The organism is Psychromarinibacter sediminicola, assembly GCF_029168335.1.
Lineage (GTDB): Bacteria > Pseudomonadota > Alphaproteobacteria > Rhodobacterales > Rhodobacteraceae > Psychromarinibacter > Psychromarinibacter sediminicola.
The window spans coordinates 43012-63083 of the sequence record NZ_JARGYC010000024.1; the positions used below are offsets into that span (position 1 = coordinate 43012).

Consider the following 20072-nt stretch of genomic DNA (forward strand, 5'->3'; position numbering starts at 1 on the left):
TCCGCAGGATGACGCCCACCGACCTCGACCTCGTTCTGTCGTGGGCCGAGGCCGAGGGCTGGAATCCCGGCATCGCGGATGCCGCGGCGTTCCGCGCCGCCGATCCGGAGGGCTTCCTGGTGTCGGAGGTGGACGGCACCCCGGCCGCCAGCCTGTCCATCGTCCGGTTCGGCGACGCGACCGCGTTCCTCGGCCTCTATATCTGCGGCCCCGACTTTCGGGGGCAGGGGGTCGGCTATGCGCTCTGGCAGGCGGGGATGGCGCGTCTCGCGCCGCGCACCACCGGGCTGGACGGCGTGCCGGCGCAACAGGCCAACTACGCCCGCTCCGGCTTTGTGCTGTCGCACCGCAACCTGCGGTACTCCGGCGTCGTGGCGCCGGCCGGGCCGGACGAGACGGTGCCCCTGGCCGCCGGACATATCGACGCCGCGCTTTCACTCGACCGCGCGGTGACCGGCTACGACCGCAGCGCCTTCTTGCTTAACTGGCTTACCGGCGATCCCAGCCGGCAGGCCCGCGCGCTGATCCGCGACGGGGCGCTGGCAGGACTCGGCGTCCTGCGGCGTTGTGTGCAGGGCCATAAGGTCGGCCCGCTTTTCGCCCGGGACCGGGCGGCGGCCGAGGCGGTGCTCGACGGTCTCGCGGGGCTGGCCGCCGGCGAACGGCTGAGCCTCGACGTTTCCGAACCGAACGACGACGCGCGCGCGCTGGCCGAAGCGCGCGGTCTCGCCCCCGACTTCGAGACCGCGCGGATGTGGCGCGGCCCCGCGCCGCAGCAGGACCTCGCCCGCACCTTCGGGGTCACCACCTTCGAACTCGGCTGAACAGGAGCGACCCATGAGCGATGACCCGGTGGCCGAGGCGAAGCGCGTGGTGGAGGCCTACCTCGACCGCTCGATGGCGCGCGACGTGGACGGCGCGCGCCGCTACATGGCGCCCGACTGCCGTATCGTCTTCACCGGCGGGCGCGAGATGGCTGGCCCCGGCGACCCGCCGGCCTTCAACGCGAAGCGTTACGGCTGGGTGAAGAAACGGTTCCTGCGCACCGACGCGGTACTGAATCCGGAGACCGGCGACGTGCATGTCTGGAACACCGGCCACCTCTACGGCGAGTGGCCCGATGGCGAGGCGTTCGACGGCAACCGCTATGTCGACTTCTTCGCGGTGCGGGACGGGCTGATCGTCCGTACCGAGGTCTGGAACGACAGCGCGGAGATTCTCCTGGCGAAGGCGGGGCTTGCGGAGGCGCCGTTGTGATCCTGGCGTCCGCGGCCGCTCCGGCTGCCGCCCGATGACGTAGTCGATAGACTTCACGTGGCCCCGGGGCGGCCCGCCCCGAAATGCTCGATAGCGCCGAACGGCCGCCGGTCCACAGGGATCGCGGGCGCGTTTTCCGACAAATACCTGAGTAAAACGCTCTTGATGGAGCGGGCGAATGCCTGTAGCGAGCGTCCGACCATATTACTCAGGAATGGAGGCTCAACGTGCCGACCAACTCAACCCTGGCGTTCGCAAGCGCGGCACTGATGCTCGCCGGCACGGCCCTGCACGCCGATACCAGCTATCCCCTGACGATCGAGAATTGCGGGCAGACCGTCACGTTCGAGAACGCTCCGCAGAACGCCGTGGCCCTGGGGCAGAACAGCGCGGAGATCATGCTGCTGCTGGGGCTGGAGGACCGCATGGCCGCAACCGCCTTCTGGCCCAACGACGTGCTGCCGGAACTGGCCGAGGCCAACAGCGAGGTCGAGGTTCTGTCGGTGGAATTCCCGTCGCTGGAGGCGGTGCTGTCGCAACAGCCCGACTTCGTCGCCGCGATGCTGACGACGCTGCTCGGCCCCGACAGCAAGGTTGCCAAGCGCTCGGACTTCGAGTCGCTGGGAATCCCCACCTACCTCTCGCCGAGCGCCTGTTCGACGACGCTGGATGCGGGCGACGCCTATGGGTCGCGCGACGAGCTCTGGAGCATGGACCTGCTCTACAAGGAGATCGAGGACTTGTCGCGGATCTTCGACGTGGCCGAGCGCGGGCAGGCGCTGATCGCGGATTTCAAGGCGCGCGAAGCGGCCCTGCGCGCGCAGTTCGGCGAGAACGAGGATCTGACCTTCGTATTCTGGTTCTCCAGCCCGTCGCCCGCGGATGACGCCTATCTCGGCGGCGGTTACGGCCCGTCGGGCTACATCGCGGACATCCTCGGCGGAACGAACGCGATCCAGACCGAGGCCGACTGGCCGGCCCTGGGATGGGAAGGCATAATGGCCGCGGATCCGACGGTCTTCGTGGTGGCGCAGGTGGACCGCAATCGCTGGGACCTGGATACCGCGGAGAACAAGATCGACTTTCTGACCTCCGACCCGACCGTCAGCCAGATGGAGGCTGTTCAAGAGGGGCGTATCGTGGTCATGAGCGGGGCGGCGATGAACCCGAGCATCCGCACGCTCTACGGCGCCGAGCAGGTGGCCGAGCAGCTCGAGGCGCTCGATCTGCCGTGACGGCGAAGGCTGACCGGCAGGGCGAGGCTGGCCGCCTCGCCCTTGTCCTTTTCCTGTCCCTGCTGGTCCTGATCCTCGCCGTCGCCGCCGCGACGGCGATCGGCGATTACAGCATCGCGCTGGGCACGGTCTTTCTGGCCGTCACCAACGAGCTTGGCCTGACCGGGGCGGACGTCGCGCCGATCGAGCAGAGCGTGGTCTGGAACCTGCGCCTGAGCCGCGCGCTGGTGGCGGCGCTGGCCGGCGCCGGGCTGGCGATCTGCGGCGCGATCCTGCAGGCGCTGTTGCGCAACCCGCTGGCGGAGCCCTTCGTGCTGGGCGTCTCGGCGGGGGCCTCCACCGGGGCGGTCTGCGTGATCGTCCTGGGGATCGGGGCGGGCAGCCTGTCGCTGTCGCTGGGGGCGTTCGCCGGGGCCTTCGCCGCCTTCGCGCTGGTGGCGCTCCTGTCCAACGGGGCGACCAGCGGACCCAATCACACGATCCTGGCCGGCGTGGCCGCGTCGCAGCTGTTCAACGCGCTGACCTCCTACATCGTCACGACCTCGGGCAATGCCCAGCAGGCGCGGGACGTCATGTTCTGGCTGCTGGGCAGTTTCGGCGGCGTGCGCTGGCCGGACTTCCAGCTGCTGCTGCTGGTCGTCCTCCTCAGCCTGACGATCTGCATCCTGATGGGCCGCGCGCTCGACGCCTTCACCTTCGGCGACGAGGACGCGGCGGCGCTCGGCGTGCCGGTGGGGCGCATCCGGCTGGTGCTGTTCGGGGTGACGGCGCTTTTGACCGCGACCATCGTCAGCATGGTCGGGGCCATCGGCTTTGTCGGCCTCGTCGTGCCGCATGCGGCGCGCTACGTCGTGGGGCCCTTGCATCTGCGCCTTCTGCCCGCCTGCGCCGTCGTGGGGGCGGTGTTCATGGTCATCGCCGACATCGTCTCGCGGGTGGTCGCGGCGCAGCAGACGGTGCCGATCGGCGTGGTCACGGCGCTGGTCGGCGTGCCCTTCTTCGCCATCATCCTCTATCGGGCGAGGCCCCAGGCATGAGCGTGGTCGCCGAGAACCTGCACTGGGGCGTCAAGCGCAAGACCATCGTGACGGACGTGTCCCTGTCGGTCGCGCCGGGCGAGACGCTGGGCCTGATCGGTCCCAACGGGTCGGGCAAGTCGTCGCTCCTGCGGCTGCTGGCCGGGTTGAAAAGGCCGCTCTCCGGGCGGGTCGAGATCAACGGGCAGGACATCGCGCAGGTGTCCCGGAGGGCGCTGTCGCGGCAGGTCGCCTTCGTGCAGCAGAGCGCGGCGACCGACACCAATGTCTCCGTCCGCGATGTCGTGCGCCTGGGGCGGACGCCGCATCGCTCGGCCCTGGCGGGCTGGTCCGAGGCGGACGAGACGGCGGTGAGCACGGCACTTGCGCGCGTCGACATGACCGGGCACCGGGCCCAGGCTTGGCAGACCCTGTCGGGGGGCGAGCGTCAGCGCGTCCATATCGCGCGGGCGCTGGCGCAGACGCCGCAGGTGATGTTCCTCGACGAGCCGACCAACCACCTCGACATCCATCACCAGATCGAGATCCTGCGCATGGTGCGGGATCTCGACCTGACGAGCGTGGTCGCCCTGCACGACCTCAACCTCGCGGCGATGTTCTGCGACCGGATCGTGGTGCTGGACGAGGGCGCGGTGCGGGCCTGCGGCACGCCGGACGCCGTGCTGACGCGGGCGCTGTTGCGCGAGGTGTTCCGGGTTGCCGCCGATATCACCGGGCTGTCCGATACCGGCCGGCCGCATATCCGGTTCAGACCGGAATGAGGGGGCCGTTCCCTGCCGGCCCGCCGGGGGCTGCGCATGCCTGGCGGTCGGACACATCCGGTGTGCCGGCCGATCTGCACGACACCCGGCCCGCGCCATGCGCTCGACGTCGCGTTTCGGGACGCCGGGGGCGACCCGCGCCGGGCCTGACGGGTATTGGTCGGTTGGCGGTCTTTCGCCCGCCTACTCGATTCTGGCCCCGGAATCGGGATCGAAAAAATGCACCTTGTTGGAGGGCACCGAAAGGCCGACGGTCTCTCCCTCCCGGAGCGCCAGGCGTTCGTGGAACAGCGCGGTTATCGGCTCCCCTCCGAGGTCGAAGTTGATCAGCAGGTCGGCGCCGGTCGGCTCGATAAGGCGAATGGTCGCGGGCGTCCCGCCATCCGCTATGGTGAAATCCTCCGGACGGAGACCCAGGACGGCCTGGCGCCCCGGCGCGGGCGACACCGCCTCGGAAAAGGCGATATCGGCACCGTCGTCCGTGGTGAACGAACGTCCATCCTCCGAGACCCGCCCGTGCAACAGGTTCATGGCCGGCGACCCGATGAACCCGCCGACGAACATGTTGGCAGGCCTGTCGTACAGCTCAAGCGGCGAGCCGATCTGCTCGACCCGGCCGTCCCGCATGACGACGATCTTGTCGGCCATCGTCATCGCCTCGATCTGGTCGTGCGTGACGTAGACGATGGTCGTCCGGAGCGCCTTTTGCAGCTCGCGGATCTCTGCGCGCATCTGCACCCGGAGCTTGGCGTCGAGGTTCGACAAGGGCTCATCGAACAGAAAGACCTTTGGATCGCGCACGATCGCGCGCCCCATCGCCACGCGCTGCCGCTGGCCGCCGGAGAGCTGGCGCGGATATCGGTCGAGCAGGTCGGTCAGCCCGAGGATCCCGGCCGCTTCGCGAACCTTTCGGTCCTGCTCGGACTTGCCCACATCCCGCATCCGCAGAGAGAAGCCCATGTTCTCTGCCACCGTCATATGCGGGTAGAGCGCGTAGGACTGGAACACCATGGCGATGTCCCGGTCCTTCGGATGCAGTCGGCTGACCACCTTGCCGTCGATCAGGATGTCGCCCGAGGTGATGTCCTCCAGCCCCGCGATCAGCCGCAGGAGCGTCGACTTCCCGCAGCCCGACGGCCCCACGAGAACGACGAACTCGCCGTCCTCGATGTCGACGTCGACGCCGTGCAGGACCTGCACGGACCCGAAGGACTTGGTCGCCTGCCGAACGGTCAGAGGTGCCATGTTCTCATTCTCCGGAGCATGTCGCGGTCGGTCCTGTGCGTGTCGTAACTCATCCCTTCACCGCCCCCGCGGTCAGCCCGCGGACCAGGTGCCGCTGGAGCACCAGCATCACCAGGACGATGGGCAGCATGATCCCGATCGCACCGGCCGCGGAAAGCGACCAGGCCGATATGTCCTCGCCCCCGAACGAGGCGATTGCGACCGGCAGCGTCTTGGTCGTCGTCCCCGTCAGGACAAGGGCGAAAAGGAACTCGTTGTAGGACAACAGCAGGCTGAACAGGGCGGCAACCGTCATCCCCGGCCGGGCAAGCGGAAGGATCACGATGCGGAACGCCTGCCAGCTGGTGCAGCCGTCGATGGCGGCGGCCTCGTCCAGGTCGCGCGGGATTTCGAGGAAGAACCCGTGCATCAGCCAGATCGTGAAGGGCTGGTTGATGGCGACCAGCGCAAGGATCAGCAGCGGATAGGTGTCGATCATGCCAAGGAAGGTACCCATCACGAAGAAGGGAATCGCCAGCAGCATGTGCGGGAACATCCGGATCGTGAAGAGCGCGCTCAGGATCGGTCCGGCGCTTCGCCGCGGGATCCGCGACAGGGCATAGGCCGCCAGGCTTCCGGCCGGAACCGAGACCAGCACGGTGCCGAGCGAGATGATCAGGCTGTTCTTGAGATAGCGGAAGAAGTCGTTCTCGAACCAGACCTCGTAGTGATACTCGAGCGTCGGCTCGAAGATGATCGTCGGCGGGATCGTGAAGGCGTCCCGCGGATCCTTGAGCGAGGTCAGCACCGCCCAGATCAGCGGCGTCAGGTTGATGAAGGTGAAGACGCAGAGCGCGATGAAGATCAGATAGGTGTCGCGCTGGCGCCGGCTGACGGCATCGACGCTCATCGGTCACCTCCCCTGTAGGTCTTGTTCAGGGTGCGGTTGATCGCCAGCAGAAGCGCGGCAACCAGAACGAGGGTGATGACGCCGAGCGCCGAGGCCTTGCCCACTTCCAGCATCCGGAAGCCGAGCTGATAGGTGTACATCGTGATGGTCTCGGTCGCCGTGCCCGGGCCGCCGCCGGTGAGCACGTAGATGATGTCGAAGAACCGAAAGACGTCCATCAGGCGCACCGAGATCGTGAAGATGATCGCCGGGATGAGCGACGGGATGATGACGTGCCGCAGGATGCGCCAGTTGCTTGCCCCGTCGATCTGCGCGGCCTCGATCAGCGAGGTGTCCAGCCCCTGCAACGCCGCGTAGAGCACCATCATGATCAATGGCGTGAAGACCCAGGCATCGGCCAGGATCACGCTGACCTTCGCCCAGAAGGGGCTGCCGAGCCAGTCCTGCGGCTCGATGTTGAAGGTCAGAAGCGTCGCGTCGATGAACCCCCAGTTCGATGCGAGCATCCATTTCAAAAACAGCGCCGCGACGACGGGGGTCACGATATGCGGCAGAAACAGAAGCACCGAGAAGACCTTGGCGCTTCGATGCAGGCGGTAGAGCGCCAGCGCCAGAGCGAAGCCGACGACGAATTCCAGCCCGACCGAACCGAAGGCGATCAGCATCGTCGTCCACATCGACCGCCACAGCCGCGTCTCCGACAGCAGGTCGGCGTAATTGCCCAGGCCGATGAAGGTGCGGGCGTCCGACCCCAGGTAATAGTCGAAGAAACTCAGGTAGATGGCGTAGCCCAGCGGCCAGAGCAGGACGACGGCCAGCAGGCCGAAACTCGGTAGGAAAAAGAGCCAAAGCCCCCGCTGCCAGCGCACCATGCCTGGAGGTCTCCTTATCCTCGGGCCGAAACGGACGACGCCCGCGATCCGCCCGGGATCGCGGGCGCCTCTGCGTTCACTGGTCGTAGTAGCCGCGCGAGGCCAGGAGTTCCTCGGTCTCGGCCGCTGCCTGGTCCAGCGCCGCCTTGACCTCGGCCTCGCCGGTCACCGCGCGCAGGATGTGCCGCGTCACGATCTCGCCCACGTCCAGGAAGTCGGGCATCGCCGGGAACGGCTTGCCGCTTTCCAGCGCGTCGCGCGCCGCCGGGTACCAGCGGAACTCTTCGGCCAGGTCGGGATCCTCCAGCAGCGAAAGCCTCGGCGGCATCGCGAATTTCGCCCCCTCGCGCATGCTCTCCCGGCTGGCGGCCTCGGCCAGCATCTTGAACACCTCTTCCTTGTCGGCGCTCGAGAACTTCGAGATCGCGAAGCCGTCATTGGCGACCCGCGCGCCCCCGCCCGGAGGTGCGACCCAGTGGATCTTGCCCACGACGCGGGACTGCTCGGGGTTGTCCATCGCCGCGGCGCGGGTGAACCACTGCAGCCCCATCGCGGCCAGGCCTTGCTGAAGGTTGATCGTGGACTCGTCGTTGGCATGCGAGGTGAAGCCGCGCGGCGCGTATTCCGACATCTCCTTGAGCATCGTGATCGCCTCGACGCCCGCCTCGTTGTTGAAGATCGGGCGCCAGTCCTCGTCGAACCACCCGTCGCCGATGGCGTTCATGTACCAGTGCGCCTCGTTCAGCGCGGCGTCGACCGGCTTCAGCGACATGATGGTGCCGGCCATGCGCGGCGAGTCCAGTTCGGCCGCCGCGTCCATGTACTCGCTCATCGTCGAAGGCGGCGCGATGCCGGCCTCGTCCAGCACGTCCTTGCGGTAGAAGAACAGCTCGGTGTTCGTCAGGATCGGCATGGAATAGATATGTCCGTCATAGCTGACGGCATCGACGACCGACTGCGGGAAGTCGTCAAGGTCGTACTCGTCCTTGTACTTCTCCCAGAGATCGTCCAGCGGTTCCAGCCAGCCGTTTGCAGCGAAACGCTTGAACGCCGAGTCGTTCAGATAGACGACGTCGATCGCGTCGGACTCGGACGACATCGTGATCGACGCGAGTTCGAGCTCCTTGTCGATCGGCATCAACTCGATCGTCACCCGGCCCTCGGGGAGGGCGTCGACCATCTGCTCGGTGTAGTATTCCAGCGCCGGCTGCCGGTGGCTGATGACCCGTATGGCGTCCTGCGCGGCGGCCGAGGTGGCAAACGTCCCGAGAACGAGCGCGGGGAGCGCCCCTGCCAGGACGGTACTCGATTTCCAGCGGTCTTTCATTTCTTCCTCCCTTTTTCACTTGTTGATGCCGGCCGGGGTGGCCCCCGGCAAATCAGCATTTTGGATATAAATCTACTTTGAGGATATTGAGGCAATGGGCGCGCCGTCGTCAAGCGGCTTGGAGGGCCGCGCAGGCAGCGGGGGCCAGGGGCCGGTCAGGTCCGCCGTCGCAGGCGCAGCAGGATGTCCTGATCGTAGTTCCCGAACCCGCGCCCGAAGATATTTATCCCCCCGGGGTGCTGAGCGTCCGCCTTGACCTCGATTCGAACGCGAACGGAGCGGTGCTCTGTCAGATCGAGATCGCGGATGGACACGTCGGAGATCCGGACCCCGTCGACGAAGGTGCCCGCGCGCGTGACCGACCATGTCTTCAGCATGCCGTACTGGGATCCTCTGAGCTTCCACCAGTCCGGCGTCAGCTGTCCGCGCTTGTCGCCGTAGTCGCCGGGCGAGGTCCAGACTCCCAGCTCTGTGCCGTTGAAGGAGACCGAGATGTCCGAAGGCCAGTCGGCATTGGTGCCGGGAACTTCCGAGCTGACCTCCATCGACAGGTCGACCGCTTCAAGATCGGCGCCCAGTACCTTGGCGTTGTTGGGGAATTGGTACTCCACGAAACCGCTCGTGAACCACAGGAGCGACGCCTTCATGCGGTCCGGTTCGAGAAACGTCGACGGCACGTCCAGAAGGCCGATGATGCCGTCGGGCGCGCAGATGCCGCAAGGTCCCGTTACCTCGCACTGCGAGTAGAGGCCCAGCGGCATCGACACCTCGATGGTGCGGTCCGCGGTCTCGGCAACGTCCCGGTTGAAGGCGATGACCAGCTCGTCATAGATCGCCCGGCAGATCTTCTGCGTGCCTTTCCGGGCCTTGCGCGCCTCGGTCTGCACCAGCCCCGCGTCTTCCAGCATGCGCACGCTGGTCGACACCGAGGATTGCGGCAGGCCGAGCCTTTCGGCAATCACGTTGACGTTCGTGGGCCCGTTTTCGCGAAGGAGAGTCAGGATGCTGACCCGCGTTGGAGACGCGAGCCCTTTCAGGATCGCAAAGTCCTTCACGGGGTCCACGACGATGAATTTGCCGTTCATTACGCTCGACCCGAGTTACGATATATATCCGAAATACCGATACTGTCGGGCGACAACAACTGAAAACTTGAGGAAAGGGATCGATCGGTCGCGCGCTGTCGCCGAAATTCACGCGACGTAACTAGATCTGATCAGGGCCGGTCCCTTCGTGCCCGACCGTGAGATGTCGCGCGGGACGACGGGCGGGCGGTACTGGCGCGGGACGAATGTGTTGATGAGCATCAAGATCGTGATGCGCCTACCGGATTGGTATCGCAGCGTGTTCTGTCGCCAGAGGTCTCTTGTCCGAATGTCCGTCCGCGTGGGTCGGTCAAGGCGCGGCCGTACCGCGACGGGCTGGCGACGGGGCAGGGCGGACGATCCCGCCCCCGCGTTTGACGAATTGGGCGGCTTTCACTCCGGCGGCATGTTCTCCGAAAGATACAGCTCTGCCGTCACCACCGGCGGAGTTCCCTTGGTCGCCGCAAGAACGGCGGCCTCGAACAGCGCGTCCGGATCCTGCGTGATCACCGCGTCCATCGTTCCGTCCGCCAGCATCGCGCGTGTGTCGCGGGTCAGCCCATGTCCGACGAAGGTGATGTCCTGTGCGCGCCCGCTCTCTCGCAGCGCCCGGCCGATCCCGTCGGACGACCCGCCGACGTTGTAGAGGCCGATGATGTCGGGATGCTTGTCGAGAAGCCGGCGGGTGTGCTGGTAGTTCTCGTCCCGGTCGTCGTGCCCCTCTCGGGTGGCGGACACCGAAAGGCCCGGGAACCGTTCCTCGACCAGCCCCAGAAAGCCGACTTCGCGCTCCATGTGCGCGCGGTAGATCCGGCTGGCGGCGATGAGCGCGACGCGCCCCTCGCGTCCGCCGTTGAAACGCCCGAGGATCAGGGCGGCTGTGCGCCCGGCGGCGAAGTTGTCGATGCCGACATAGGCATGGCGGCGCGAGGTGGAGATGTCCGAGATGAAGGTGATCGCCTGCTTGCCGGAGGCGACGATCTCGTCCGTGGCGGCGCGGACCTTCGGGTGGTCGATGGCCATGAAGATCACGCCATCGGCGCGTCGCGCGAAATGGCGGATCGAACGGGCGAGTTCGTCGGGGTCGAACCCGTCGATGAAATAGCTCTTCACCCGCGCATCGCGGCGGTTGCGCTCGACGAAGGCATGGGCGCGGTGGTTCACGAGGGCCAGATAGGGGTTCGTGCCGCGCGGCAACAGGAAGGCGAGGGTCAGCGGCTCGGACTCGCTGAGCCGTTCGACGTCGGAGGATGTCACGTAGCCCAGCGAGAAGGCGGCATCCAGAACGCGGCGCGAGGTGCTTTCGCGGACGGGCGTGCGGCGGTTCAGCACCCGGTCCACCGTGGCGGTGGAGACACCGGCAGCGCGGGCGATTTCGGGGATCGTGGTCAAGCTGCGGCCGGCCCTCTCAGAAGACATCAAAAACCATCATGATCGAACCCTGTATCGAAGCCGCGTTGCGAAATACTCTCGAAAGCATGGGTTTTTCTGGCGCCGCTGTAAAGCGCTCCATCAAAAACCATCACCCTGGGAGGAGATACATGCTCGACTTCATCACCAAGGCGCCGCTGCGCCGGACCGTCTCTGCCGTCGTGGTCGCCGCCAGCATGGCAGGCGCCGCCTACGCACAGGACATCACCCTGCGCTACGGACATATGAACGCGCCGAATTCCATTGCCGGCATGCAGGCGGACTGGCTGGCCGAGGCCATCGCCGAGAGGACCGACGGGGCCATCGAGGTGCAGGTCTTCCCGTCGTCGCAGCTCGGCAAGCTGCAGGAACTGGCCGAGGGGGTGTCCACCGGCACCATCGCGCTGTCGCACAATACGGCCGGGGCCATCGGCTCGCTGCACCCGCCCTTCGCCGCCTTCGACACGCCGTATTTGTATCGCGACGTGGATCACCTGATGAAGGTGGTGGATACCGACTCGCCGGTGATGCAGCAGCTCAACGAAGAGCTGATCGAGGCGGCCGGCGTGCGCGTGCTCTACGCCTTCTACTTCGGGGCGCGGAACCTGACGGCCGACCGGGCCATCAAGACGCCGGCCGACCTCGAGGGGGTCAAGATCCGCTCGATCCCGTTCCCGATCTACACCGCCGCGGTCGAGGGGCTCGGCGCCGTGCCGGTGCCGATCGACTGGTCCGAGGTGCCGACCGCGCTCGCGACCGGCGTCGTCTCCGGCCAGGAGAACCCGGTGAACGTGGCGGTGGCGCACAAGCTCTACGAGGTGCAAAGCCACATGATGGAGACCCGGCACATCGTCGCGGCCGAGGTCGTCCTGATCAACGAGGACACCTGGCAGGGCCTGTCGGACGAGCACAAGGCGGCGCTGCAGGCGGCGGCCGAGGAAGTGCGCCAGAAGGCGACCGAATACGTGATCGCCTCGGAGACCGAGGACAAGGCCAAGCTGGAAGAGCTGGGCATGACGATCATCGGCCCCGAGGACGGGCTGGATGTCGAGGCCTTCCGCGCCTCGGTCGAAGAGCGCATCGACGCGGAGTTCGGCGACCAGTACGGCGACTTCTACGAGCAGGTCGAAGCCGTCGAGTGATCGACGGCCGCCGGGGGAGGAGAGCGAAGCGATGGCCGAGACCGGTGTGATCGCCACCCTGCGTGGGGCACTCGGTGCCGTCGCCCGGGCCGGGCTCTGGATCTCTGTCCTGCTGCTGGTGGCGATCTCCGCGCTGGTGGCAGGGCAGGTCGTGGCCCGGAACGTCTTTTCCCTCGGTCTGCCCTGGGCGGACGAGCTGGCGCGGTGGTTCGGCATCGCGCTCGTCTACCTGACCATTCCGCACCTTCTCGACCGCGGTTCCCACATCGCGGTCGAATTCCTGCCGGACCGACTCGCCGGCAAGGCGCGGGCGGCGGTTCTGGCGGTGTCGGACCTGTCCGTTGCGGCCTTCGCCGGGATCAGCCTGGTCGCATTCGCCGGCTTTCTGGACCGCGCGGCGCGGTTCAAGACGCCGGCGCTGGGGATCCCGAACATGATCTTCTACATCCCTGCGCTTCTGGGGATCGTCCTTTTGGGACTGGTCGCGATCCTGCGGCTGGCCGAACTCGTGCGCGGAGGCGAACGGCGCGCATGACCCTGACGCTTCTGCTTCTCTTCGGTGCCGGGCTGGTCCTGGGCGTGCCGGTCGCGGTCTGCCTCGGCCTGTCCTCGGCGATCACGATCCTGATCCATGACCTGCCGCTGAACGTGCTGGCGCAGCGCAGCGTGAACGCGCTCGACTCGACGCCGCTCTTGGCGGTGCCCCTGTTCATCTTCGCCGCCACGCTGCTGAGCGCCACGGGCGTCACCAATCACCTGTTCGAGCTGATGCGGATGATCGTCGGCCGGCTGCGGGGCGGGGTGGCGCAGGTCAACGTCCTGGTCAGCCTGGTGTTCTCCGGCATGTCCGGCGCGGCGCTCGCCGATATCGGCGCGCTGGGCGGCATCCAGATCAAGATGATGTCCGAGCAGGGCTATTCCAAGCGCTTCGCCGCGGGCATCACCATCGCGGCGGCCACGATCGGTCCGATCTTTCCGCCCTCGATCCCGCTGATCATCTTCGCCACCGCGGCCGAGACCTCTGCCGTGCGCGCGCTTTTGGCCGGCGTGGTGCCGGCGCTCGTCGTGACCGTGGCGCTGATGATCCAGATCGCGGTGATGGCGCGGCTGCGCGATCTGCCGCGCGACACGGTGAGGCCGTCGGCCGCGGCCTTCGCCCGCAAGTTCACGATTTCCCTGCCGGCGCTGCTGGCCCCTGTCCTGATGATCGCCGGTCTGCTGAGCGGGTACTTCGGCCCGACCGAGGTGGCCGGGGTGATCGTGGCCTATTCCGTGCTGATCGGCATCGTCGTCTATCGCACGCTGACGCCGCGGCGCTTCTTCACCGCCGCTGTCGAAACGGTCGAGGCCACGGCCAACATCCTGTTCGTCGTGGCGACCGCGGCGCTCTTCGCCTGGGTGCTGACGATCGGTCGGGTGCCGGCGCTGGCGGGCGAGTGGCTTCTGGGCGTGTCCAGCGACCCGCTGGTCCTGCTGCTGATCCTGAACGTGGTTCTGCTGGTCGCCGGCATGTTCCTGGAATCCATCGCCGCGATCCTGATCATCGCGCCCATCGTCGCGCCGACGATGCTGCTGGCGGGCGTGCCGCCGGAACAGCTGGGCGTCGTCTTTGTCCTGAACCTGATGATCGGCCTGCTGACGCCGCCTATCGGCATGAGCCTCTACATGGTGTCGGTCATCACCAAGATGGACTTCAGCGAAGTGGTGCGCGGCGTGCTGCCCTTCTACATCCCCCTTTTCGTGGCGCTGGCCGTGGTGACGCTCTTTCCCGGGCTCTCCACCTGGCTGCCCGAACTCATCATGAATTGAGGTACCCATGAGCAGACTTCTCGGCGAAATCCGCCAGCTTGGCTATGTCGTGCCGGATATCGAGGCGGCGATGGACCACTGGTCCCGCGTGATGGGGGTGGGCCCGTTCTTCTACAACCCGCGCGTGCCGATCGAGGGGTATCACTACGGCGGCGAGCCCTTCGAGGTGGAGAATTCCGTGGCGCTCGCGAATTCCGGGTTCATACAAATCGAACTGATCCAGACGCGGAACGACGCCCCCTCGATGTACCGCGATTTCATGCAGGCCGGGAACATGGGGCTGCAGCACGTGGCTTTCTGGACAAAGGCGTTCGACGACGATCTCGCTCTCATGCGGAAGCAGGGGTTCAAGGTACAGATGGAAGGCTGCGTGGGCGAGAACGGGCGTTTCGTTTATTTCGACCGCGAGGCGCATCCGGGCACGGTGATCGAGCTGTCGGAGGTCGTCGGACCCAAGGGCCGCATGTTCGAGATGATCCGCGCCGCCAGCGAAGGCTGGGACGGATCCGATCCCGTCCGTCCCTTCCCGTCGCTCGAGGCCTGAGATGATCGGCGCCCGCTATCTTCTGGAGACGCCGCTCGACCCCGAAAAGGTCGCGGCGATGATGGCCGGAGAGCAGAGCGCGGGCACCTTCGTCCGCGTTCCGGGAGAGACGGACGAACTCCGCGAGCGCCATGGCGCGCGGGTAAGATCGGTGCGGGTGGTGGAGGAGCGCGATGCGCCGACGCTGTCGAGCGCCTACCTTGAGCGCAAGGGCCAGGCCGGTCTCTGGCGTCGTGCGGAAGTGGAAATCGACTACCCCGAGGAGAATGTCGGCGCCAACCTGCCCACTCTTGCCGCGGTGGTCGCCGGCAACCTGTTCGACCTCGGCGAGATCACGGCGCTGAAACTCATGGACGTGACGGTCACGCCGGACTACCGCGCGCGTTTCGCGCGTCCGGCCTGCGGGATCGCGGGCACGCGCAAGGCGCTCGGCGTGGACGAGCGCCCGCTGTTCGGCACGATCATCAAGCCGAATATCGGCATGTCGCCGGATGAGATCGCGGCACTGGTGAAGACCCTCTGCGAGGCCGGAGTGGACTTCATCAAGGACGACGAGATCGTGGGCAACCCCGCCTGCGCGCCGGTGGCCGAGCGGGTTTCGGCGGTGATGGATGTGGTGCGGCGCCACCGCGACAAGACCGGCCGGAGCGTCATGATCGCGTTCAACGTCACCGACGAGGTGGACGCGATGCGCCGACATGCCGATCACGTCGCGGCCGAGGGCGGCAGCTGTGTGATGGCCTCGCTGAACTGGTGCGGGCTCTCGGGTATCGAGACGCTGCGCCGGCACACGCCGCTTGCGATTCACGGGCACCGCAACGGCTTCGGCGCTTTCGGCCGCCACCCCGCGCTCGGCATCGCCTTCCCGGCCTGGCAGGTCCTGTACCGGCTCGCCGGCGTCGATCACCTGCACGTGCATGGCATGGGCGGCAAGTTCGCGGACCCGACCGAAGAGGTGGCGGACGCCGCACGCCGCTGCCTGACGCCGCTGGGCGACACGGACGACCGGGTGATGCCGGTGTTCTCGTCGGGGCAATGGGCCGGCACGCTCGGGCTGACCTACGACCGGATCGGGCAGGCGCGCGACTTCATGTTCCTGGCCGGAGGCGGCATCCTCGCGCATCCCGACGGGCCGGGCGGCGGCGTCGAGAGCCTGCGCGCCGCGTGGGAGGCGGTGTCGGCCGGCGCGGATCTGTCCGAGCATGCCCGCCGGTCGAAGGCGCTCGCGATGGCGCTCGAAACCTTCGGCGGGCGCTGACCGTGCCGCCCGCCTATGTCTTCGTCGCCGACGACTTTACCGGCGCGACCGACACGCTGGCGACGCTGGCGCGGGCCGGCCGGTCCGTGCGGCTGTTCCTCGACGTCCCGTCGCCGGACGAGGTGCAGGGGCTCGACGCCTTCGGCATCGCGACCGGGGCGCGTGCGCTGGACAACGAGCGCCTCGACGCGCTGATGGAGCGGATCGGCAACCGCCTTGCGCCGCATCGGCCCGACATCCTGCACCTCAAGATCTGTTCCACCTTCGACAGTTCGCCCACGACCGGCAACTTCGCCCGCAGCATGGCGGCCTTGTCCCGGGCCACGGGCATCGCGCGGCAAGCCATTGTCGGGGGGCAGCCGAGCCTCGGGCGCTACTGCATCTTCGGTCATCTGTTCGCGCGGGCCGCCGACGGCGGGGTGCATCGGATCGACCGCCACCCGGTCATGCGGGTCCATCCCGTCACGCCGATGACGGAAAGCGATCTGGCGTTGCACTTCGCCGGGCTCGGCGGCGCCCGTCCGGCGCGTGTCGATCATTCGTCCCTGAACGCGGATGCGCCGTGGTCGGAGTCAGGCCCGGTGCTTTTCGACGCGCTGGAGGCGGACGACATCGAAAGGATCGGAAGGCATTTGCGCCGGGCGGCGCCGGTTCTTGCGGCCGGCGCGAGCAGCGTCGCGGAGGCCGTTATGGGGGCGGCGGCGCCACGCCCTGTCGCCAGACAGCGGCTGAGAGCGCCGGTCCTCGCCTTCGCCGGAAGCCGCTCCGCGGTCAGTGCGGAACAGGTGGCCAGGGCCGGCGCGTTCGCGCGCCTCCCCGTTCCGCCCCGGTCGCTTCTCGACCCCACGGAGCACCGGACAATCGGGGCCGAGGCGGCCGCAGCCCTGGCCAGCGGCCAGCACGTCCTTCTGTCTCTCGAAGACACCACAGGGGACGCCAACGCGCCGCACGAGTTGGCGCGCCTGTCCGCAGACCTCGTCTCCGACATCCTGGGCGGCGGCGACGCCGGGGCGCTTCTCGTTGCCGGCGGCGACACGTCCAGCGCCATCCTGCGGCGTCTGGCGCCTCATGCCATCGCCTACGAGGGCGACATCGACCCCGGTGTCTCCCTGTGCAGGGCCGATTTCGAGGACGCGCCGTCCTTGCCGATCGTGCTGAAGGGGGGGCAGGTGGGCAAGCTGTCGCTGTTCGACGACATCGTCGGGCAGGTCCTTTGCTTTGCGCCCGGGCGCAAGACACAGTAGCCGGACGCTGAGCGCCGGGCGCAGGGCCAGCTCTGCAAACACCCGCATCGCATCTCAAATGCGACTGTGTCGCGTCCTATGGGGATGGGTCGGGCAGGGGCGAAAGGCGCGAGAGATCGGTATTCCGTGTCATGACATGATCTTCCTGGCGGTCTCGGCCGCCGATTGTCAGGGCGTCAGGTCGCCCGGAGATCACGCACGGAATTTCACGACCAACAACCGAATCCGTCATGTCAGTCAAACAGGCGGATGATGTTCGCGGAAGGACGTGTATGTGCTCCGGGCGGAAAGCCCGGAGCACACGGGTGTTTTAGGGATTGATCTCGATCGACTCCAGGGCGAGCGCGCCGACATCGTACTTGTCCAGGATTTCCTGGTAGGTGCCGTTCTCGACGAGTTGATCCAGGGCGCCGTCAATCGCCTCGGCGAGGTCGGAATGCGCCTTGCCCGTTGCGATGGTCAGGTTGCCGGTTTTCCAGTTGTCGCCTTCCATGTTGACCAGCTTGGCCTGGCCGTCCAGCGCCACGATGATCGCCGTAAGCTCGACCGCCGTGTGAAGCCAGGCGTCGACGGCGCCCGATTGGAACGCGGCGAGCACGCCGGCATTGCCGGAGTATTGCTGGATGGTCAGTTTCTCCAGCCCGGCCTCTTCGCAGCGGTCCGCAGCACCGTTGGCCAGCTCGACGAACCAGCTTGCCTGAACCGCGCCGACGCGCTTTCCGCACAGCGTGGTGTCGTCGCTGGTAATGTCGGTGTTGTCCACAGGGACCAGAACGGAAATGGCATCCTTGATGTACGGCATCATGTTCAGGATTTCCTTGCGCTCTTCGCGGAAGCTGATCATCCCCATGGACAGGTCGATCGCACCGCTTTGCAGGCCGGGAATGATCCCTGGCCACTGCATGTCGCGGAAATCGAAGGTGACGCCCAGGATCGGTTCCATGGCGTGCGCCAGTTCCACGGCGACACCCGTCAGTTCGTTATCCTCGAGATAGACGTGCGGCGGGATCGTGCGCGGCGCACCCACCTTGATGACTCCCGATTCCACGATTTGTTCGGGGAGCTTGGCAACCAGGTCCGCATCCGGTTCCGCCACGGCGGCGGTCTGCCATGTGCCGGCAATCAAAGCACCGATTGCAAGCGCCCCCATCTTGTTTATTGTGTTTAGCATCGTAATCTCCCTTGCTTGGCTGGGCTTTTGTCCCAAGCAGATGTTATCTGCGCCGCCTTCGTGACCCATCACATCGCCTTGTGACATTCGGGAAACGGCGCGGCGTCGCCTGGCTGGCCTGGCCCGTCTGGCGGGGCGCTCGCCGGGCCCGATGCCATCCACGAGCTGCCGGTGCGGCATGCCCCGGAGGCGATCCCATCGTCATGCGAAACGCCAGGATTCGGGACGCCGGTACGCCGTCTCGAAATCGTCGATTGTACGGGAGGTCATGCCCGGCTCCAGAGTCCTGTCCTCTGTGCCGCGGCGCCTTCCGAGAAGGGGGCGCCACGGCACAGCGGAATGAGAGGTCGGGAGGCTCCGGGGTCGGTAGCGGGCGTGCGTCAGCTGTCCTCGACGACGGTGTTCTTCAGAACGCCGATACCGCTGAGGTCCACTTCCACGACATCGCCCGGCTTGAGGAAGATCGGCGGGTTGCGCTTGAACCCGACGCCGGCCGGGGTGCCCATTGCAATCACGTCGCCCGCTTCGAGGTCGATGAACTCCGACAGGTGATTGATGATGAAGGGCACGTCGAAATACATCGACGCGGTGTTGTCCTTCTGCATCTGCTCGCCGTTCACGCGCGTGACGATTTCGACATTGTGCGGATCCTTGAGTTCATCCGCCGTCACGATCACCGGTCCGAGAGGGCCCGTGGTCCGGAAGTTCTTGCCCGCGATGTACTGGGTCGTGCGGAACTGGTAGTCGCGCACGGTGATATCGTTGAACGCGGTGTAGCCGAAGACATGATCCATCGCGTCTTCGACGGCGATCTGGCCCTTGTGCGGCTTGCCGATCACGACGGCCAGCTCGCCTTCCCAATCCAGCTGCTCGGACACCTTCGGGTATAGGACGTTCTGCCCGGAGCCGATCAGTGTGGCGTTGTAGCGGTTGAACATGATCGGGTTGGGGCTCATCTCGAACCCGGCTTCCTTCGCATGCTCGACATAGTTCCGCCCGATGCAGAAGAACTTGGGCGGGCGCGGCACGCTGGGAAGCAGTTCGACATCCGCAGGGGTGCGGTGCGCCGCGGGATCGGCATTGGCAGCCATGGCCTTGATGGTCTCCATGAGTGCCGGCCCACGTTCGATCAGCTCGACAACGGACGCCGGTGCGCCGCTGGTTCCGCTGGTCTGATATAGCGCAGGGATGTCGATGATGCCGGACTCTTGCCAGACACCAAAGCTTGGAATTCCCTGAGAAATATAGCTGGCCAGTTTCATCTTTTCTCCTTATGTTCGATATACGGTGAGACATGTCCGATTTTAGGGATTCATCACCGCCGACTCAAGCCAAATGGCACATGCAGCAAGAAGGAGTTCTTCATGACCGACACATCCTCGGCAGGTGAGCGTTTCGACGACGGGCTCGCGACTCGCAAGGCGGTCCTCGGCGACGAATATGTCGAGAAATCGCTCGCCAACGCAGGCGAGTTCGGCTGGCCTCTGCAGAAACTGACGACCGAGTACTGCTGGAACGAGATCTGGAACCGGCCGGGCCTGGACCGCCGCGCGCGCTCTCTGCTGAACCTCGGCATGATCGCGGCTTTGAACCGGCCACACGAGTTCAGAATCCACGTGAACGGAGCCCTCAACAACGGTCTGTCCAAGGAGGAGATCCGAGAAGCCATTCTTCAGATTGCCTTCTACTGCGGCGGGCCGGCCGCGCTGGACGCCAACCGGATCTTGACGGAAGTGCTCAAAGAGCGAGGTGAGCTTTGAGAACGGCGGCGTCAGAACGATCCCCC

The 20072-nt window shown here is 66.5% G+C and carries 20 protein-coding genes; 12 read left to right on the plus strand and 8 right to left on the minus strand.

What is annotated here, in order from left to right:
- Positions 1 to 8 precede the first annotated feature (8 nt).
- The 5 genes from P1J78_RS10930 (at position 9) to P1J78_RS10950 (ending at position 4290) form a co-directional block, all read left to right on the plus strand.
- The gene (locus P1J78_RS10930; RefSeq protein ID WP_275567384.1) at positions 9 to 824 is read left to right on the plus strand and encodes a GNAT family N-acetyltransferase; all 816 of its coding nucleotides are present in this window, start codon (positions 9 to 11) and stop codon (positions 822 to 824) included.
- A 13-nt stretch (positions 825 to 837) separates the two neighbouring features.
- The gene (locus tag P1J78_RS10935) at positions 838 to 1257 is read left to right on the plus strand and encodes a nuclear transport factor 2 family protein (protein ID WP_275567385.1); all 420 of its coding nucleotides are present in this window, start codon (positions 838 to 840) and stop codon (positions 1255 to 1257) included.
- 227 nt (positions 1258 to 1484) lie between these two features.
- Positions 1485 to 2492, plus strand: a complete 1008-nt coding sequence (locus P1J78_RS10940) for an ABC transporter substrate-binding protein (RefSeq protein WP_275567386.1) — start codon at positions 1485 to 1487, stop codon at positions 2490 to 2492.
- Entirely contained in the window at positions 2489 to 3529 is a 1041-nt protein-coding gene (locus P1J78_RS10945) for a FecCD family ABC transporter permease (RefSeq protein ID WP_275567387.1), read from the plus strand. The genes P1J78_RS10940 and P1J78_RS10945 overlap by 4 nt, the downstream gene beginning before the upstream one ends.
- A complete protein-coding gene (locus P1J78_RS10950) occupies positions 3526 to 4290 on the plus strand; it encodes an ABC transporter ATP-binding protein (RefSeq protein WP_275567388.1) in 765 nt (254 codons plus the stop codon). Before P1J78_RS10945 ends, P1J78_RS10950 begins: the two co-directional genes overlap by 4 nt.
- A 183-nt stretch (positions 4291 to 4473) precedes the next feature.
- Here the strand turns inward: P1J78_RS10950 and P1J78_RS10955 are convergent, their stop codons facing one another.
- From P1J78_RS10955 to P1J78_RS10980, 6 genes are all read right to left on the minus strand, one after another.
- Positions 4474 to 5535, minus strand: coding sequence for an ABC transporter ATP-binding protein (locus P1J78_RS10955; RefSeq protein WP_275567389.1), 1062 nt, complete (start codon positions 5533 to 5535; stop codon positions 4474 to 4476).
- Between the two features lie 49 nt (positions 5536 to 5584).
- Positions 5585 to 6424, minus strand: a complete 840-nt coding sequence (locus P1J78_RS10960; protein ID WP_275567390.1) for a carbohydrate ABC transporter permease — start codon at positions 6422 to 6424, stop codon at positions 5585 to 5587.
- Positions 6421 to 7296 carry a carbohydrate ABC transporter permease gene (locus P1J78_RS10965; RefSeq protein ID WP_275567391.1) on the minus strand — a complete coding sequence of 292 codons (876 nt, stop codon included), beginning with the start codon at positions 7294 to 7296 and terminating at the stop codon, positions 6421 to 6423. The genes P1J78_RS10960 and P1J78_RS10965 overlap by 4 nt, the downstream gene beginning before the upstream one ends.
- Positions 7297 to 7372: 76 nt before the next feature.
- Positions 7373 to 8623 carry an extracellular solute-binding protein gene (locus P1J78_RS10970; RefSeq protein ID WP_275567392.1) on the minus strand — a complete coding sequence of 417 codons (1251 nt, stop codon included), beginning with the start codon at positions 8621 to 8623 and terminating at the stop codon, positions 7373 to 7375.
- Positions 8624 to 8778: 155 nt separating this feature from the next.
- Positions 8779 to 9708, minus strand: a complete 930-nt coding sequence (locus tag P1J78_RS10975; RefSeq protein ID WP_275567393.1) for an ArsR/SmtB family transcription factor — start codon at positions 9706 to 9708, stop codon at positions 8779 to 8781.
- Positions 9709 to 10101: 393 nt separating this feature from the next.
- Positions 10102 to 11100, minus strand: coding sequence for a LacI family DNA-binding transcriptional regulator (locus P1J78_RS10980; RefSeq protein ID WP_275567394.1), 999 nt, complete (start codon positions 11098 to 11100; stop codon positions 10102 to 10104).
- Between the two features lie 149 nt (positions 11101 to 11249).
- Between P1J78_RS10980 and P1J78_RS10985 the strand changes: the two genes are divergently transcribed.
- From P1J78_RS10985 to P1J78_RS11010, 6 genes are read left to right on the plus strand one after another with little or no spacing between them, the layout of a single operon-like run.
- Positions 11250 to 12260 (plus strand): TRAP transporter substrate-binding protein, encoded by a 1011-nt coding sequence (locus tag P1J78_RS10985; protein WP_275567395.1) that lies wholly within the window; start codon positions 11250 to 11252, stop codon positions 12258 to 12260.
- Positions 12261 to 12291: 31 nt separating this feature from the next.
- Positions 12292 to 12795, plus strand: coding sequence for a TRAP transporter small permease (locus P1J78_RS10990; RefSeq protein WP_275567396.1), 504 nt, complete (start codon positions 12292 to 12294; stop codon positions 12793 to 12795).
- A complete protein-coding gene (locus P1J78_RS10995) occupies positions 12792 to 14069 on the plus strand; it encodes a TRAP transporter large permease (RefSeq protein WP_275567397.1) in 1278 nt (425 codons plus the stop codon). Before P1J78_RS10990 ends, P1J78_RS10995 begins: the two co-directional genes overlap by 4 nt.
- 7 nt (positions 14070 to 14076) lie before the next feature.
- On the plus strand, positions 14077 to 14613 hold the full coding sequence (locus P1J78_RS11000) for a VOC family protein (RefSeq protein ID WP_275567398.1): 537 nt from the start codon (positions 14077 to 14079) through the stop codon (positions 14611 to 14613).
- Position 14614: 1 nt separating this feature from the next.
- Complete coding sequence (locus P1J78_RS11005) at positions 14615 to 15871, plus strand: ribulose-bisphosphate carboxylase large subunit family protein (RefSeq protein ID WP_275567399.1); 1257 nt, start codon at positions 14615 to 14617, stop codon at positions 15869 to 15871.
- 2 nt (positions 15872 to 15873) lie between these two features.
- A complete protein-coding gene (locus tag P1J78_RS11010; RefSeq protein ID WP_275567400.1) occupies positions 15874 to 17115 on the plus strand; it encodes a four-carbon acid sugar kinase family protein in 1242 nt (413 codons plus the stop codon).
- Between the two features lie 310 nt (positions 17116 to 17425).
- On the opposite strand, the gene P1J78_RS11015 is transcribed toward P1J78_RS11010, so the two are convergent.
- Both P1J78_RS11015 and P1J78_RS11020 read right to left on the minus strand, forming a co-directional pair.
- The gene (locus P1J78_RS11015) at positions 17426 to 18286 is read right to left on the minus strand and encodes a transporter substrate-binding domain-containing protein (protein WP_275567401.1); all 861 of its coding nucleotides are present in this window, start codon (positions 18284 to 18286) and stop codon (positions 17426 to 17428) included.
- Positions 18287 to 18666: 380 nt separating this feature from the next.
- Positions 18667 to 19548: a fumarylacetoacetate hydrolase family protein gene (locus tag P1J78_RS11020; protein ID WP_275567402.1), complete on the minus strand. Its 882-nt coding sequence runs from the start codon at positions 19546 to 19548 to the stop codon at positions 18667 to 18669.
- Positions 19549 to 19650: 102 nt separating this feature from the next.
- Here P1J78_RS11020 and P1J78_RS11025 point away from each other — a divergent pair, with 102 nt between their 5' ends.
- A complete protein-coding gene (locus P1J78_RS11025; protein ID WP_275567403.1) occupies positions 19651 to 20046 on the plus strand; it encodes a carboxymuconolactone decarboxylase family protein in 396 nt (131 codons plus the stop codon).
- Positions 20047 to 20072: the final 26 nt, after the last annotated feature.